Annotated in this window: 9 protein-coding genes and 1 pseudogene; 7 read left to right on the top strand and 3 right to left on the bottom strand. The window is 68.1% G+C overall.

What is annotated here, in order from left to right:
• The first annotated feature begins 56 nt into the window (after window positions 1–56).
• The 7 genes and pseudogenes from AC3WTE_RS27695 to AC3WTE_RS27665 all read left to right on the top strand — a co-directional run bounded on the left by AC3WTE_RS27695 (window position 57) and on the right by AC3WTE_RS27665 (window position 5,900).
• Window positions 57–1,373, top strand: coding sequence for an MFS transporter (locus AC3WTE_RS27695; protein WP_492442703.1), 1,317 nt, complete (start codon window positions 57–59; stop codon window positions 1,371–1,373).
• 118 nt (window positions 1,374–1,491) lie between these two features.
• Window positions 1,492–2,031: a DUF3558 domain-containing protein gene (locus AC3WTE_RS27690; protein WP_492442702.1), complete on the top strand. Its 540-nt coding sequence runs from the start codon at window positions 1,492–1,494 to the stop codon at window positions 2,029–2,031.
• On the top strand, window positions 2,028–2,192 hold the full coding sequence (locus AC3WTE_RS27685) for a hypothetical protein (protein ID WP_492442701.1): 165 nt from the start codon (window positions 2,028–2,030) through the stop codon (window positions 2,190–2,192). Before AC3WTE_RS27690 ends, AC3WTE_RS27685 begins: the two co-directional genes overlap by 4 nt.
• A 43-nt stretch (window positions 2,193–2,235) precedes the next feature.
• Window positions 2,236–2,615 (top strand): annotated as a pseudogene (locus tag AC3WTE_RS27680) (YkvA family protein).
• A gap of 746 nt (window positions 2,616–3,361) precedes the next feature.
• Window positions 3,362–4,792, top strand: coding sequence for a type IV secretory system conjugative DNA transfer family protein (locus AC3WTE_RS27675; protein ID WP_492442700.1), 1,431 nt, complete (start codon window positions 3,362–3,364; stop codon window positions 4,790–4,792).
• A 113-nt stretch (window positions 4,793–4,905) separates the two neighbouring features.
• A complete protein-coding gene (locus AC3WTE_RS27670) occupies window positions 4,906–5,097 on the top strand; it encodes an ATP-dependent DNA ligase (protein ID WP_492442770.1) in 192 nt (63 codons plus the stop codon).
• A 26-nt stretch (window positions 5,098–5,123) separates the two neighbouring features.
• Window positions 5,124–5,900, top strand: a complete 777-nt coding sequence (locus tag AC3WTE_RS27665) for an ATP-dependent DNA ligase (RefSeq protein ID WP_492442699.1) — start codon at window positions 5,124–5,126, stop codon at window positions 5,898–5,900.
• A 65-nt stretch (window positions 5,901–5,965) separates the two neighbouring features.
• Here the strand turns inward: AC3WTE_RS27665 and AC3WTE_RS27660 are convergent, their stop codons facing one another.
• The 3 genes from AC3WTE_RS27660 to mobF form a co-directional block, all read right to left on the bottom strand.
• Window positions 5,966–7,258 carry a hypothetical protein gene (locus AC3WTE_RS27660; protein WP_492442698.1) on the bottom strand — a complete coding sequence of 431 codons (1,293 nt, stop codon included), beginning with the start codon at window positions 7,256–7,258 and terminating at the stop codon, window positions 5,966–5,968.
• A gap of 210 nt (window positions 7,259–7,468) precedes the next feature.
• The gene (locus AC3WTE_RS27655; protein WP_492442697.1) at window positions 7,469–8,440 is read right to left on the bottom strand and encodes an IS481 family transposase; all 972 of its coding nucleotides are present in this window, start codon (window positions 8,438–8,440) and stop codon (window positions 7,469–7,471) included.
• Window positions 8,441–8,540: 100 nt separating this feature from the next.
• Complete coding sequence (gene mobF / locus AC3WTE_RS27650) at window positions 8,541–14,387, bottom strand: MobF family relaxase (RefSeq protein WP_492442769.1); 5,847 nt, start codon at window positions 14,385–14,387, stop codon at window positions 8,541–8,543.
• Window positions 14,388–14,635: the final 248 nt, after the last annotated feature.

Genomic DNA, 14,635 nt, shown 5'->3' with positions numbered 1-14,635 from the left:
CAGCGCCCGCCCGGCACCGGTGCTGCCTGATGGCGGCTGATCGAGATCCTGCACCGATGAGCCGAGCCGGTGAACCGGTGGACACGGACGTCCGCGCCGCCGGGCTGATGAGTCCGTGGCGGTTCGTCGTCGCGTTCGGCACGATCAGCCTGCTCGCCGACTTCGTCTACGAAGGCGCCCGCTCCATCACCGGTCCGCTGCTGGCCTCCCTCGGAGCCTCGGCGCTGATGGTCGGGGTCGTCACCGGAATCGGGGAAGCCGCAGCCCTGCTGCTGCGGCTGGTCTCAGGCCCGCTGACCGACCGGACCCGGCACTTCTGGGCGTGGACCATCGCCGGATACGCCCTGACCATCATCACCGTTCCGGTGCTGGGTCTTACCGGGATCCTGTGGGTGGCGTGCGCCCTCGTGATCGCCGAACGGGTCGGCAAAGCCGTCCGCAGTCCCGCCAAGGACACCCTGCTGTCCTTCGCCACTGCCGCGACCGGGCGCGGGCGCGGGTTCGCCGTGCACGAGGCCCTCGACCAGATCGGCGCCCTGATCGGTCCACTGGTGGTGGCCGTCATGCTACTGGTGACCGGCGGGCGCTACGGGCCCGCGTTGGGTGTGCTGGCCGCACCGGGAGTCGCCGTCCTGGGTCTGCTGCTGTGGCTGCGGCTGCGCGTTCCCGAGCCGGCTATCTACGAACCTGCCACGGCAGCAACACAATCGGTTACCCAGACCGCCGACACTGCGACAAGCGATGCCGCGGCCGATGCGCCACGACGGTCCACCACCCGTTGGTGGGCGGCGATGCCGCGCCAGTTCTGGATCTACTCCATCTTCACCGGGGCCACTATGGTGGGGTTCGCGACCTTCGGCGTGCTGTCCTTCCACATGGTCGCCCGCGGACTGATCCCGACCGCGGCGGTCCCCCTGATCTACGCCGCAGCCATGCTCACCGACGCCGTCGCCGCCCTGGCCACTGGCTGGGCCTACGACCGCACCGGCCCCCGCGTGCTCATCGTCCTGCCCATCCTGGCAATCGCGATCTCCGTCCTGGCATTCACCACCACCGCCTGGTGGGTGATCGCCGGCGCCCTGCTGTGGGGTGCCGCCGTCGGCATCCAGGAATCCACGCTTCGCGCCGTCGTCGCCGACCTCGTCGCACCCGATCGCCGCGCCACCGCCTACGGCCTCTACGCCGCCGTCCTGGGGATAGCCACCGCCGGCGGCGGTGCCCTTACCGGGTACCTCTACGAACACTCCATCCCCACCCTGATCACCACGGTGGCCGTCATCCAGGTGCTGGCCGTTGCCTTCCTCACTGCCACCACCCGCCGCGACCGAATCGGACAAGACCATGCCTCACGCCCCCAGCGGCGCGCTCGATGAGCCGCGCACAGGTCACGACCGCAGGTTCCGGTCGCGACACCGAACGCATGAGTTACGTTCCAGCCCAACAGTTTCGCCGGTTCGTCGGCATGCGGCGGTGCGCAGCGGGCGCTGCGGCTTGCCGAGATGCACACTGGGAGCGTTGGCCATCGCGGCGACGCTGACGATCGCCGGTTGCTCCGGGAACTCGGGACCCAACAATCAAACCACCGCGCCGTCGCCCGCGACGTCGAACACCACCCACGGACCGTTCTTCCCCGAATGCGGCGGCATCAGCGACCAAACGATCTCCCAGCTCACCCGGGTGCCCGGTCTGATCGTCACCGCCCGCAACTCGGTCGGCTGCCAATGGCTGGCCGGCGGGAGCATCCTGGGCCCCCACTTCTCGTTCAGCTGGTACCGCGGCAGCCCCATCGGGAGGGAACGCAAAACCGAGGAACTCTCCCGCGCAAGCGTCGAGGACATCACCATCGACGGCCACGACGGCTGGATCGCCATCGGAACCGACGTCACCCTCGGCAACAATCTCTGCGAAATCGGCATCCAGTTCGACGACGACTTCATCGAATGGTCCGTCAACTTCATCCAGAAACCCTTCCCCGACCCATGCGACGTCGCCAAGGAACTGACACACCAGTCGATATCGGCGGCGAAGTGACCAGGTACGGCATCAACAGGCTGCCGACGGTAGCGGTGCTGGCGAGTGCGCTGCCCGACGTTGACCTGCGCGGGTCGTGGCCGATCCAGTCGCCGGCCCCCGGGCCTTCTACGCTGTCCGCGAGGGTCGGCCCGATCGTCATCACCGCCGCGCACCCGTGACCGGCAGGTGGGGGCAGACCTGCTCATCGGCATCTTCGCCGCGATGCTGCTGGCCTGGGTCATCCTGATGATCGCTCTGGTCACCGTCCGACCACGCGGCGGGCTGCTGCACGAAACCTTGCGGCTGCTACCCGACGTGTTGCGCCTCGTGCACAGGCTCGCCGCCGACAAATCCCTCCCGCGCGGAGTGCGGATCGCTTGGCGCTGTTGATGATTTACCTGGCCTCCCCCATCGACCTCATCCCCGACTTCATCCCCGTGGTCGGCTACGCAGATGACGTCATCGTCGTTCTGCGCGGCGTGGTGCGCCGCGCGGGCCTGCCCGCGGTCCGGGCGCACTGGCCGGGCACCGACGACGGATTCACCGCGCTGACCCGCATCACCGGACTCAGCGACCGGGTGACTGGTGCGGATCCGGCATAGGCCTGGCATCGGCAAAGCGGGCCCGGTCATCGCCGATCTCGGCCAGCACGCGTGCGCCGGTGGAGTCGGCCAGCTCCGGGAAACTGGTGATGACCTGGTAGTCGGGGTGCGTGTAGAACAACTCGGCCGACGCTTGGCCCCAAGTTCATCGACGTTGGCGCAGACGTTGTCGAGCACAGCCAGTAGCGCCATGGCGTGCTTACCCATCGCCGCTTCGACCTGAAGTGGTTGGCGTAGTTGACCTTTGCGCAACTCCGCTTTGATCTCTTTGGCCGCGGTGATCCGGTTTCAGCGACAGTGTTGCCGCGACGGCCGGGGTGGGGGCGATCGCCAGTACTGGGCCGTCTCGCTTCTAGAGATCGGTTGGGTGGACAACTGTCGAATGGGCGAGTGAACACCGGGGCCGTGGCGTCGCAACGACAGCCCGGACGTTGCACGGGGGACCGTCTTCTGCGGACTGCAGGACGGCCAACCCGTCGTGGTGTGGACCAACGACGACGAGCTGCTGCTCAGCGTCGTCCGTACCGCTCAACCCGCCGCCACTCTGGAAAGCCTCTACACGTGGTGGTCGTCGCACTCCTAACGCACGGGGTGTTCGACTTGCGCATAGTCGCCAGTTGAACGGCCGGTGGCCACCGATTCTCGTGCTTCTGCCCCCTGGGCCTGTTCATCCACGAAACGTCCCGGCTGGCGAATCCGGCTCTGGTGGTGGACTGCTGCGCGTGCCGCCCGCCACGATGTAGCCCATGAGCAAGCGGCCCGAGCCCTATAGCCCGTACTGCGGGTTGGTCGTCAACGCCAACGAGCAGTACGAGAAGGTCCAGGGTGCACCGCATTTGGCCATCAGCGCACCAACGCGCACCGGTAAGACACGACGCCTGCTGGCCCCAGCGGCGGTGTTGCATCCCGGACCCCTGGTAGCCGTGTCCAGCAAGGAGGACCTCGCCGAACTGGTGCTCATGCGCCGCGGGGTCACGGGGCCGACCGGGGTCATCGACCTGCGTCCGGAGAAGACGCTCGTCTGGCCGGAGGGGGTGCGGTCCATGGTCAGTGATCCCACCGCCTCGATCGGGTCGGCTGACGAAGCTCTCACGGTCGCCGAGACCATGCTCGCGACCTCAGGTGTCGGCTTCGGTGGAGCGTCGAGCGGCCAGACCGTAGCCGCTGGCGGTTTGTGGGAGTCGACCGCAAGCCGCCCGCTCGCGTGCCTGCTGTACGCAGCCAGCCCCCAAGGCAACAGTCAGGGGATGCCCTGGGTTCTCGAAGCCGTCGAGAACCTCGGGGTCGAGGACGAAGAGGACGGTCCCGGCAGCGGTCAGATGTCGCTGGAAGCCACACCGTCCTGGATGACCGCGGCCGCTCTGTGTCCGCACCCGATGCTCTCCGACCCCATGCAGCGCGTGCTCACGATGAACAGCCGCATGCGCGACAGCGTGGCCATCACCGTCTCCAAAGCGGTCACCCCGTGGGTGCGTCTCGGTCTCAGCGCCACCGAGCATCTCGACCGGCTCAGCGCGGTCGACGAGCTGAGCATCGAGTCCTTCGACGTCTCCATGCTCGACGAACCCGACGCCAGCCTGTTCGTCATCGCGCCCAACACCGGCACCGTAGCCGGCGCCGCGGTGGCGTTGATCGACTCCATCATTCGCCACTTCCGCAAGCGCACCGCGCAGCACCAGCTCGAACATCGACTGCTGCTCGAACTCGATGAGGTGTGCAACTCCTGCCCGCTGCCCGCGCTGCTCAACTACGTGGGCGAGTCGGCGGGTCTGGGCGTCAACATCATGGCCACCGTCCAAGCGTCCAGCCACTTCGACGTCGTGTACGGACCGAAGTACGCCGACGCGCTGCGTGACATCTTTCCCGGCACCGTCGTGATGTACGGCGCGCATGAGCGCCACTTGCTCGAACAGGCGTCGCACTGGCAAGGCCTGGGGACACGGCGCACCGAGTCTTATGAGCCGAACGGCGGAAGCCGTTCGCAGTCATCACAACTGGGCGCGATCATCGACTGGCAGGAATTGCTTCCACAAAGCTACGAGGAGGCCCAGTTGCTGCTCCGGGGTACGGCGGGGCGCCGTGTCCAGATTCCCGACTGGAGCCAGTTCATCGAGATCTACGACAGCGCGATCCAAACCCGCCAACGTCGGCAATGGACAGCCGCAGCGTCGGCCTGAGCAGGACGTGCGATTCCGGTACGAGACCATGTAGGTGAGCTACGTGGCGGGCGTACCGTCGATGAGTGGCCGCTGGGCGTTCTGTGGTGCGCCGGCGGGGGACGCCGGCGCCGATGCTGGCCACCCTCGGTCCGCCGCCCAGTGGTGACCGTTGGGCAGTCGAGTGGAAAATGGATGGGCAACGCGCCAACCTCATTGTCGATCGCGGCGATGTCGTCACGTTCTCCCGCAATGGTGCCGACCGTTTCCAAGCACATCCGAGACGTGTCGCATGCGACGAAAGACCGCACCATGAGCACCCCTAGAGAACGTGTCGCTGACCTTCCCGGAGATGGCTTTGGTGAGTCAGGCCGTGGGCGGCAGGGCGGTGGTGCTCGATGGGGAAATCGTGGCTCTCGATGCGCAGGGCCGGCCGTCGTTCACGCGGCTGCAGCGACGATGGCCACAGAACCGGCGGCCTCGGGCTGATCTACTCCGCTCAGTTCCCGTCAAGCTCCTAGCATTTGACGTTCTCGCGGTCGACGGCCGGGATCTCACGGACGAGCCGTACGTCAAGCGCCGTGAGGTCCTGGAGTCGCTGATCGTGGAGGAGTCCGCGGTGGTGACGGTGCCCAAGGCGTTCTTCGGTGTGCCCGCCGCGGACGTGTTGGAGGTAGCTGCTCAGCACCACATGGAGGGCATCGTGTCCAAGCGGGTGGACTCCCCGTATCGGGAGGGCCGCTCGCCGTGGTGGGTGAAGAGCCCAGTGCGACAGAGTGCCGAACTCGCAGTGGTGGCGTTCGCAGGTCCGCCGGGGCGGGTGGCGGCGCTGCTGCTGGCCGGGCACCGCGACGACGGTGCATTGGAGCTGGCCGGCCAGGGCGGCACGGGGTTCAGCGCGATGATGCGCCGACATCTGTTCGAGGTACTCAACCCCCTTGTGCGCAAGGTGCCCCCAGTGGTGAATCCGCCTGCGGGTGAACATGGTTGGCGGTGGGTAGAGCCTCGGCACGTGGGGGAGGTCGCGTTCCGCGAGTGGGCGCCGGGCCGGGGCCTCCGGCACGCCAGTTGGAAGGGCCTACGTGAGCAGGTCGACGTGCGCGCCACCCGGCTTCCCCCGGTGGTCTAGGAATCCGGCGGGACCGTGCTGCCAGTCAGCCGCCCCTGCCACCGACCGCGGTATCGGCGGCTTTTCTAACCGCGGCCGGCAGGGGAGCGCAGAACGACTGTGGACGACATCTCGCCGATACCGGCGGCGAAAGTCAGCAGCGGCAGCTGCGCTCCGGCGATTTGAGTCAATAGAGCTGTGCCCTCTTCTGTGGCGACCGTGGGATGCCCATCCGGGTGGGAGGGTTCCATGACCTCGATGAGGTGGTAGTTCGCCTTGCTGACGGCCGTGCGAACGGGGTCACGACCCACGACCAGGACGGGTGTTCTTGTCGCCCACGCGATGACGGCGGGTAGTTCGGGACTGATGTCCGCGTTGTGCAGGAGCATCGTTGCGTCCGAAAGCTGTTGGGGGAAAACGATGGACGGTCCTTCGTAGATCGTCCGCGATGGTGTGACGGACCTGTCCAGCTCGATGGTGATGGATTCGGTGCGTGCGGCGCTGAGTCCGGACAACAGGCGTGCTGCGATGTCGAAGGTCGGCTCGAACCTCGGGGGCCCATCGGGCAACCACTCCTGCCATGACGGGCTGAATGCCGGCGCCTCCGGCGGGACCAGAAACTTGTCGACGGTGAGGAGTTCGGTGCGCACGCTGGGACAACCCGGCGGTTTGCGCGGCTGAGATGCCAGGAAGAGCAGGGTCCAGGCGACCATGTAGCTGTGCGTGCCTTCGGGGATGGTTGCGTGGATTCCGTGGACCGCGCGTACCAAGGCCGACGCTTCGTCGCTGTTGGTCAGAAACGGGAGGGGGTCTATTGCCACCCGATCGGCGCCGTTGTGAAGGACGCCGGCTGCAATCGCGGTGCGGCCGGGCGATACCGCCTTCCATTCCGAAACCAACTGAGCCACCGTTGGGCCCGTGGATGTGTGCGATGAGTTTCTCCACTTCGGCCACTCATGGGTGGCATGCATTTCGGCCCGTTGCGCTGGCAAGTCGAAGACCTCGGTGTCGATGACGGCGATGCCGGGCCAGGCCGTGATGACGGGGATCAATTGCTCGGGGGCGACGGTCGTTCTCAGACGCTGCGGGACGTCGATGGGCCGGCCCGTGCTGGCGTCGTGTCCGAGGGTGCCTTCGTAGGGGCGAAACGGCAGGGCGGCAGCGTCGGTCGATCCGAGGATGCTCGCGGCGGTGCCGGAGGCCCAGCCGAATGCGGTGTCGTACTGGGCGAGAACGGAATCCTTCACGTCGAGGTCGGTGCCACGCTCGATCTTGGTCTGCATTTGCCGGTACGGGCCGCCCAGATCGGCTATCTCGCCCTGGTTGCGCGACCCACGTTCCCGCCGCACCGCCAGTCCGAACGCCACAGTGTTCTTCATTAACCCGTTCTACCATCGACTACCATAAAATACCCATCATTACCATACGAATTGGCACGTAGACCGTCGATGCGGTGGCGCTAATCTCTGCCGCCACGCATTAGGTTGCGGCGCGGTGGCCAGCGGCGATGACGAGGCCGTGGGGCTGCCGCGACCACGTTGATCTCACCCAGCCACCGCGTCTAGTTGTTGTGACCTGAGACGTTGTTGTCAGGCGGCGAGCCGGCTGATGGGTGGTTTTCCACCGAGGGCGGAGTGGCCTCGTTGAGTGTTGTACCGGCGGAGGAATCGGTCAAGGCCTCGGGTGCGCAGGCTGTTGGACGCCCAGGCCCGAGCGTAGGCCCATTCGTTGAGCAGGGTCCGGTTGAAGCGTTCTGCTTTGCCGTTGGTCCAGGGGCAGCCGGGTCTGATGAATCGGCGTTTGAGCTGCCAGGCGGTGCACACCCAACCCCAGTTCGTGCCGCGCCGGTAGACCATCGCGTTGTCGGTGAGTAGACGCCGCACGCGCACACCGTGGCCGGCGAACCAGGCCAATGCTCGGTGCAAGAATTCAGCGCAGGTCAGGTCCTTCTCGTCGGGCAGTACTTCGCTGTAGGCCAACCGGGTGTGGTCATCGATGGCGGTGTGGACGTAGTCGTAACCGATCCTGATCTTCTTGTGCCGGTTGGCAACTGAGACCGCGGTATCGCGGCCGTGCAGCCGCCACCCCCCACCGGTGGGTATACGGCCGAGCTTCTTGACGTCAACATGAACCATGGACCCGGGTGCGCGGTGTTCGTAGCGGTTGGCGCTGCGCCGCGATGAGCGCACCGACTCGCCGGTGATCGGGTCTATCGCCGACAGGTGCGGCACCTGGTGGCGGGCCAGGATCCGTCCGACGGTGGAGGGGTTCAAACCCAGTTCGGCGGCGAGCACCACCGCGCCCCGCTTGCGGCGTCGCCGGGCGGTTAGCACTTTCAGTTCAATCCGCGTGTTGGTGCGCTGTGGCATTCGGATCGGCCGCGAGCTGCGGTCGGCCAACGCCGCATCGCCGCCTTCGTCATATCGGCGCAGCCACTTGTACACCGTTGACCGTGAAACCCCCAGCTGTTCGGCGACGTGCGCGGGCGGCCAGCCAGCAGCGACACGCTCGACGATCAGTCGACGAGCGAACAGGTTGGTACGGGCGTTAGCGTGAGACACGAGGACCTCCTACGGGTGAATGCCAGACACATCCACTCCGTCAGGAGGTCCTCCCCATTTCAAGCAGGCACGCCGTCAACAACCTGCCGGGTCACGACATCTAGTCGTCAATTCCGGCGCCAAGTGTGTGCTCGGGACTGTCGAGTTCCGGGCCAGGTGTGCGCCATCCCAGTGCGAGGTGGCGGCGATGCGCTGCGCGCGCGGCGCGCGCGGCGCCGTCGTACTGGGTGAGGACGTGCCGCCACGGTTCGCTGAGATGCGTGCGGCCGAGGCTGTCTGCGAGGGCAACTGCCGGCACCGGCTCCAGCAGTGGGTCTGTGGGCTCGGTGGGGGCGTCGGTGAGGATGGTCTGCCAGGGCAGGGACCGAGAGAGAAGCCGTACCGCCGGCGCACTGGGTCCGCGGGTGGTGTGGGTGTCCAAGAGGATCACGCGGGCTTCCGCGGCCGCGGCGTGGCGTGCGATGTCGACGAGTTGGCCGGGGTCGGCGGCCGCGGGGTCGTCGATGATCACTATGGCTCCCGGCGGCAATGCCCACTGGTGGTTAGCGACTTGCTGATGAGCATGGCTGACCGTGGTGATGGTGTCGGCGAGCTCGGCGTCGCGGGCCGAGGCCGTCGCGGAGCCGGCGGCCGAGAGCCAGAGCACCTTGCGGTTGGCGGCGTTGGCCGTGCTGCGCAGGGTGTAGAGCGCCGCGGCGGTGTCGTGGTCGGTGACGTCGGCGCGGGTGACGCTGAGCCGATACGGCTGTGCCGCCAAGGCTTTGAGCTGGTCGGCGGTGAAGGGATCGTGTGCGGCCAGGGCGGCCGCAGGAATGTCCAGAGGCGTGCCGGTCAGGTCGACGCCGCCCGCCACCTGCAGGAGCGTCACCTCCGCGCGCGCCGAGTCCAGCAGCTGCTCCAGCGTCTCGGAGGACGCGGTTTGGGCGGCGGCGAAGGCGGTGGCGACGTCGCGCTCAGCGCGTCCGAGTTCACGGCGCAGTTCCTGGCGGCGCTCACGCAGCTGCGCACGGGCCGCCAAGTCCTCGCGCTCGGCCTCGCCGCGCGTGGCCTGAATGTCGTACTCGGTGACGATCTTGGCACCACCCGCGGCCGCGGTGCGCGCGGCCTGCGCATCGGCCAGGGCCTGCTGGAACTGCATCGCCGGCGGCTGATCCGGCAGCATTTCGGTGTAGAACGTGACGTCTTGACGGGCTGAGGCGAGGTCGAGTTCGTCGACGTCGGGGTCGGCCCGCAAAAGGTCGAGCCGGTGACGGGCGTGCTCGACCATGCGGAGCATGTCGTTGTAGGCGGCGTCGGCGTCGGCCCACTGCTCCATGACCGCGGCCAGGGCGAGGGCATACGGTCGATCGGCGTCGACCTGCTGGCGCATTTGGAGCAGCGCGTCGGCCAGTGCGCGCATGGCCGGACCGTTTCCGGCCCGAATGTCCGTGCTGAGGGATTTCAGATTTGCGCAGACATCACGGTATTCCTGCTGCAATTCATTGACCAATTCCATGGTGATGCCCAATTCCGGTGTGGGGCGGTTTGCTGTGAAGTCTTCGAATTGCAGTCCGTCGAATTCATCTGGCCCGTATTCGAGCCAGTCGTCGGAGGCCGTGGTGTCGAAGTAGTCGTCGAAGGGTGACGGTTCATCGACGTCGGGGTAGGGACTTTCCGGGTCGGGCGGGTACAGCGCTTCCTCGTCGGGGTGCGGCGGTGCCTCCTCGGGAGTGGGAAGGTCCGCCTCGTCGATGCCGAACCGCGCGTGCAGCCGGTGGGTGAAGGCATCGACGGTGTAGGTGATCAGCCGCGCGTAGTCGCCGGGGGGAATGGGGTGGTCGGCGTCGGCGGCGTCGGCGAGATGCTCGGCGGCGACGTGGAGGAGATCCCGCGGTGTCCACTTGCGCGGGTCAGCGGCGCTGATGGCGGCAACCAGCCCCGGCCAGGCCGGGTCGGAGGTGATGGTCTCGGTCAGCGTCGCCCCGAACACCGCGTCGACATCGACGATCCAGGCGGGCCGTAGGCGCGAATGCGTGGTGGCCAACGTGGCGGTCGGCGACAGTGCGCCCGCGATGCGCCACCACAGTGCTGCAGCGGGCAGCTCGTCTGGCAACGGGCCCTGACGCGCAGCGGTGGTGATGATCTGCCGCAGATCAGGAGCGGTGCGAGTGGCCTGGGCGAGTTGGGCGGCCAGCTGTGGCCAGTACGCATCCGAGCGCACGCGCGGGTCGATCGCGTCGAGGAGTTCGTTCCAGCGCGTCGTGTCGGCACTGCGCCGCCCGATGTCGGCCGCGGCGTAGCGCTGCAGGGTGGCTTGCACGTCGCGGGTCCGCACGGGGTACTGCCGCGCTCCGGTGAGACGCGTGTCGGCGTCGTCCACGCCCACCGCGGCGCGGAACACGGCGATTTCGGCGGTCAGCGCGGGATTCACGGTGATCAGGGGCCGCGCCCACGCGGGGGCGGTGCCATTGGTCCAGGCCCGCGCACGCTCACGGATCTGGTCGGCCAGGCCACCGACCAGTTGCTCACGCCGAGCCAGGTAGGCACCCCATTGGGGGTCGTCGGCCAGGGCCGGCGGGATGGCGGGAAGCCAGCGCAGCACGCCGATGCCCGCGGAGTGCGTGCCGGCGGGGTCGATGCGGTGATCGAGGACCGCGGCCGGGTCGGCGGCGTCGTCGACGCTGCCCTTGGCCAGCGCTTCGACCAGCAGCTCGCGGGGGTCGGCACCCCCGAGGGCCAGGACGGACAGGTTGCGGCGCAGCACCGGCCAGGCTTCACGCTCGCTGAGGCGGGGGATCACCTCGTCGGCGATGGCGTCCAACCGGTCGCGCGCACCGGCGCCCAGCTGGCTTTCCGCGGCCACGCCGAGGGCGTCGTAGAACATGTCGGCCGCGGCCTGCAGCCGCGTCGCGGGATCTTCTGCGCGGCGGGCTTCGGTGGTGGCCGACACCTGGGCACCGTCGCGGGCCAGCGTGCGGGTCAGGACATCGACGGCGGTGTCGGGGTGGGTGGCCTTGGGGGACAGCAACCGGTGCGGATCGCCTTCGGCGGTGGACAGGTACAGGTGGTTCTCGTCGGTCGCGCGGGTCATGGCCACGTAGAGGTGCTGGCGGGTCAGCGCGTCGGAGCCCACGATGTGGCAGGTGCCCGTGGTGTCGCGCCCACCGGCGGTCAGACCCTGAGCGGAGTCGATGGTCGCGGCGTAGCCGAGCGTGACGTGTTCGGCGATGTAGTCGGCGGGCAGCGTCACGATGCGTCCGCTGCGCAGGTGGCGGGCCTTCACGCCGCCGTCGCCGAGGACCTCGGTGATGGTGTAGCGGTAGCCGTTGCGCACGAAGTCGTTGCGCCCGATGCGAATCCAGCGAGCGTTCTTGCGGGTGCGGATGGTGTCTCCGACGCTGGCGTGCAACTGGTCGGCCAGCACGACCGTGGCCGCCCGTGCGGCCTCGGGATCGGCGGCCAATCGGTCGTCGCGGGCGCGCGCGTTGAGCGCGTTGATGACGTCGTTGGTGGGGGCGAGCAGGATGCTGTCTGCGCCGGCGGCGAGGTCGGCCCGCCACGCCTCGTACGCCATGTCGGCGGCGGTCTCGTCGGTGCCGACGTGCACGCGGTGGTGGTCGATGTAGAAGCCGATGCCCGCGGGGTCGGCGTCGTGCAGCGCGAGACCGGCCGCGGCTTCTGCCGGCGACTTGAACCGCACGACTTCACTGAGGGTCAGCGCGTCGGTGGCTTCGGCGATGTCACGCAGGACACCGCCGGCCGAAATGGAGGACAGCTGGCCGTCGTCACCGACCAGCCGCACGCTCGCGCCCTTGCGCAACGCGTCGGTGATCATCGCGTCCAGGCCCGCGGTAGCGGCCTTTCCGGCCTCGTCGACGACGATGAGCGTGTCCGGACCCACCTCGTCGAACCAGTCGGGAACGCCGAAGGCTGCGGCCTTGTCCGGGTCAGCGGAGAAGACGTACTTGTCGAGGGTGTCGGTGGTGGCTCCGAGGTCCTGCCCGAGCACGATCGCCGCGTCGGCGGTGGGTGCCAAACCGATGACGTGGCCGCCCGAACTGCGCCACGCGTGAGCCAGTGCGGCCATGGCGGTGGTCTTGCCCGTCCCGGCCGGCGCGAGCGCAAGTGCGACACGGCGCCCCGAGGTCGCCATCTCCGACACCAGTGCGGTCTGGCCGGGGTTGAGCGTGCGTCCCCGTGCCACCGAATCCGCAAGCGCCAACTCCACATCGGCGGGCGTGGCGGCGCGGCCGTCGCAGCGGTGCACCGCGTCTAGAATGCGGCGCTCAGCGGCGAGCGTTTCGCGGTTGGTGTAGAGCTGCACGCCGTGGCGGGAATAGACACTGGCACCGTCGCGGCGACGCAATGCGACAGGCTCGTCCAGCTCAGCATCGGCCACCCGCGCGTGCGGCACCGAGAAGCCCTCTCCAAGAGCGGTTTCGGTGAGACGTTCGACCAATGCGACATCGTGCCCCACCCCGTGGGTTCGCGCGACGCGCAGCGCCTCGGCGCGCACGTGATGCGGCTGCCAAGTGGACCGCGACTCGGACACGGTGGCGATCAGTTCGCCAGCACGCGACATGAGCCATTCCCGGTCGACGACGGGGGCGCTGCGGGCGCGGTCGGGACCGGCCAACACACCAGCCAACATGCGATGCACGCCATCGCGCCCCAAGGCCTCCACGGCCTGCGTGCGCCACACGTGGCGCTGCTCGGCCAGCGAGCGCGGTTCGTGCTTGGCTTCGCGCGATTCCAACGTCGCCTGCTGGGCCAGCGCGATGATCTCGGTGTTGGTGGGTTCGCGGCCGTGAGCGGCCTGAAACGCCTTGGCCAACTCGGCGGTACGCGCCTCGATCGCCACGCGCCGACTCGACCACCGCGCCATCAACTCCGCCGACATCCCATCGACTTCGCGGACCGGGCGTTTTCCCCGCCCACGGGACCGCTCGACGAAGCCCACCCCCAGGCGCTCGATCATGTGCGCTTCGAGCCGAGTGTTGTACAACTCCGAGGCCGCCACCGTCACCCGGTGCAGCGGCTGACCGTCCAGCGCGAGCCACCGGCGCACGCCGTTGGCGTCCACGTAGGAGACCTTGTTGGAGATCGCGACGTGGGTGTGCAGATCGGGATCACCGGCACGCGAATCGCGATGGGTGAACGCCGCGGCGATCAGCCCCTCGGTGTCTACCTGGGCGATACCCCCGGCGCCGGTACGGGTGAACGTGGCTTGATCCTGCAACCACTCCAGCACGTCGGCGACCGCGGCGTCATGGGCGGCCTCGATCCGATCGGCCACGGCAAGGGGGGCGATGGCCCACAACGCCGACACCGACTTCACCGGTGAGAACGTCAGGTCGTAGCCGGCGACGGCGGTGGTGGCCGCGCGCGTGTTGCGGGCGATGAATCCCGACAGCTCCCGGTCGTCGGCCGGTGGGCGGCCGTACTCCTCGGAGAACAGATCCAACGCCACACGGGTGCGGATCTGCGCGCGGATCTCGGGATCGATCGTGGCGTTCCAATGCACCCCGGTCTCGGCGTTGTGGTCGCGGAACGCGACCGCCAATCGACGCGCGAACTCCGGTTCCCCGTCGACCACGCGAAACTTCCGTCCGAGGCGCCCCGCGGCCCGTTCCGGGCCCGCACCGCGCCCGTTGACGTAGGTCGAGATGGCATCGGCGTTGGGGTGCAACCCCACCCCGTAGAGGTTGCGCATCTGCGATTCACTGACGCCCGACCCCTCATCGACCGTCCAAAGATCGTCGCGCGCTTGCGGACTCACTTCGCAACGCCCGGAGTCCGACAGCGCGGCCAGGCCGCGGCCCATCCACCGTCCCGGCGATTCGCCCTTGGCCGAGTAGTAGTCGGCCAGCGTGGACCGGCCCCGCTCGGTGCTGTCGGCGGCAGCGACCTGCCGCACCAGGTACAGGTATCCGTCCCCGGCTGTCAGCTTGTGCAGCGTCATCACCATGACGCGCACGCACGGGTCCGCATGCGCCGCACGCTACGAACAGCACGCCCGGCGAAGCCACCACCAAACCGGGGGTTCTTAGAAAACTCTTAGACGGGGGCTTCTCCTGAGTGCAAGAGGTGTGTGGTCTGTCGGTGGGCTGTAAACGGGGGGTGCGAGGAGGGTGGCTGGTGTCTGGTCCCAGTGAAGGTTGCGAAGTCTCGACTTAGGTTGCGAGTGACGTTGCGAATGTCTCGTTGTAGGTTGCG

It is taken from the genome of Mycobacterium sp. FW102-FHT13B02, assembly GCF_058790275.1.
The sequence above is the reverse complement of the archived record's forward strand: the minus strand, read 5'-3'. Positions and strand labels throughout refer to the sequence as shown.

What these genes read in the sequence shown, in the direction of transcription:
- AC3WTE_RS27675 (WP_492442700.1), top strand. Translation starts at nt 3,362, where the DNA reads ATGAGCAAGCGGCCCGAGCCCTATAGCCCGTACTGCGGGTTGGTCGTC.
- AC3WTE_RS27695 (WP_492442703.1), top strand. Translation starts at nt 57, where the DNA reads ATGAGCCGAGCCGGTGAACCGGTGGACACGGACGTCCGCGCCGCCGGG.
- AC3WTE_RS27660 (WP_492442698.1), bottom strand. Translation starts at nt 7,258, where the DNA reads ATGAAGAACACTGTGGCGTTCGGACTGGCGGTGCGGCGGGAACGTGGG.
- AC3WTE_RS27665 (WP_492442699.1), top strand. Translation starts at nt 5,124, where the DNA reads ATGGCTTTGGTGAGTCAGGCCGTGGGCGGCAGGGCGGTGGTGCTCGAT.
- AC3WTE_RS27670 (WP_492442770.1), top strand. Translation starts at nt 4,906, where the DNA reads ATGCTGGCCACCCTCGGTCCGCCGCCCAGTGGTGACCGTTGGGCAGTC.
- mobF (WP_492442769.1), bottom strand. Translation starts at nt 14,387, where the DNA reads ATGGTGATGACGCTGCACAAGCTGACAGCCGGGGACGGATACCTGTAC.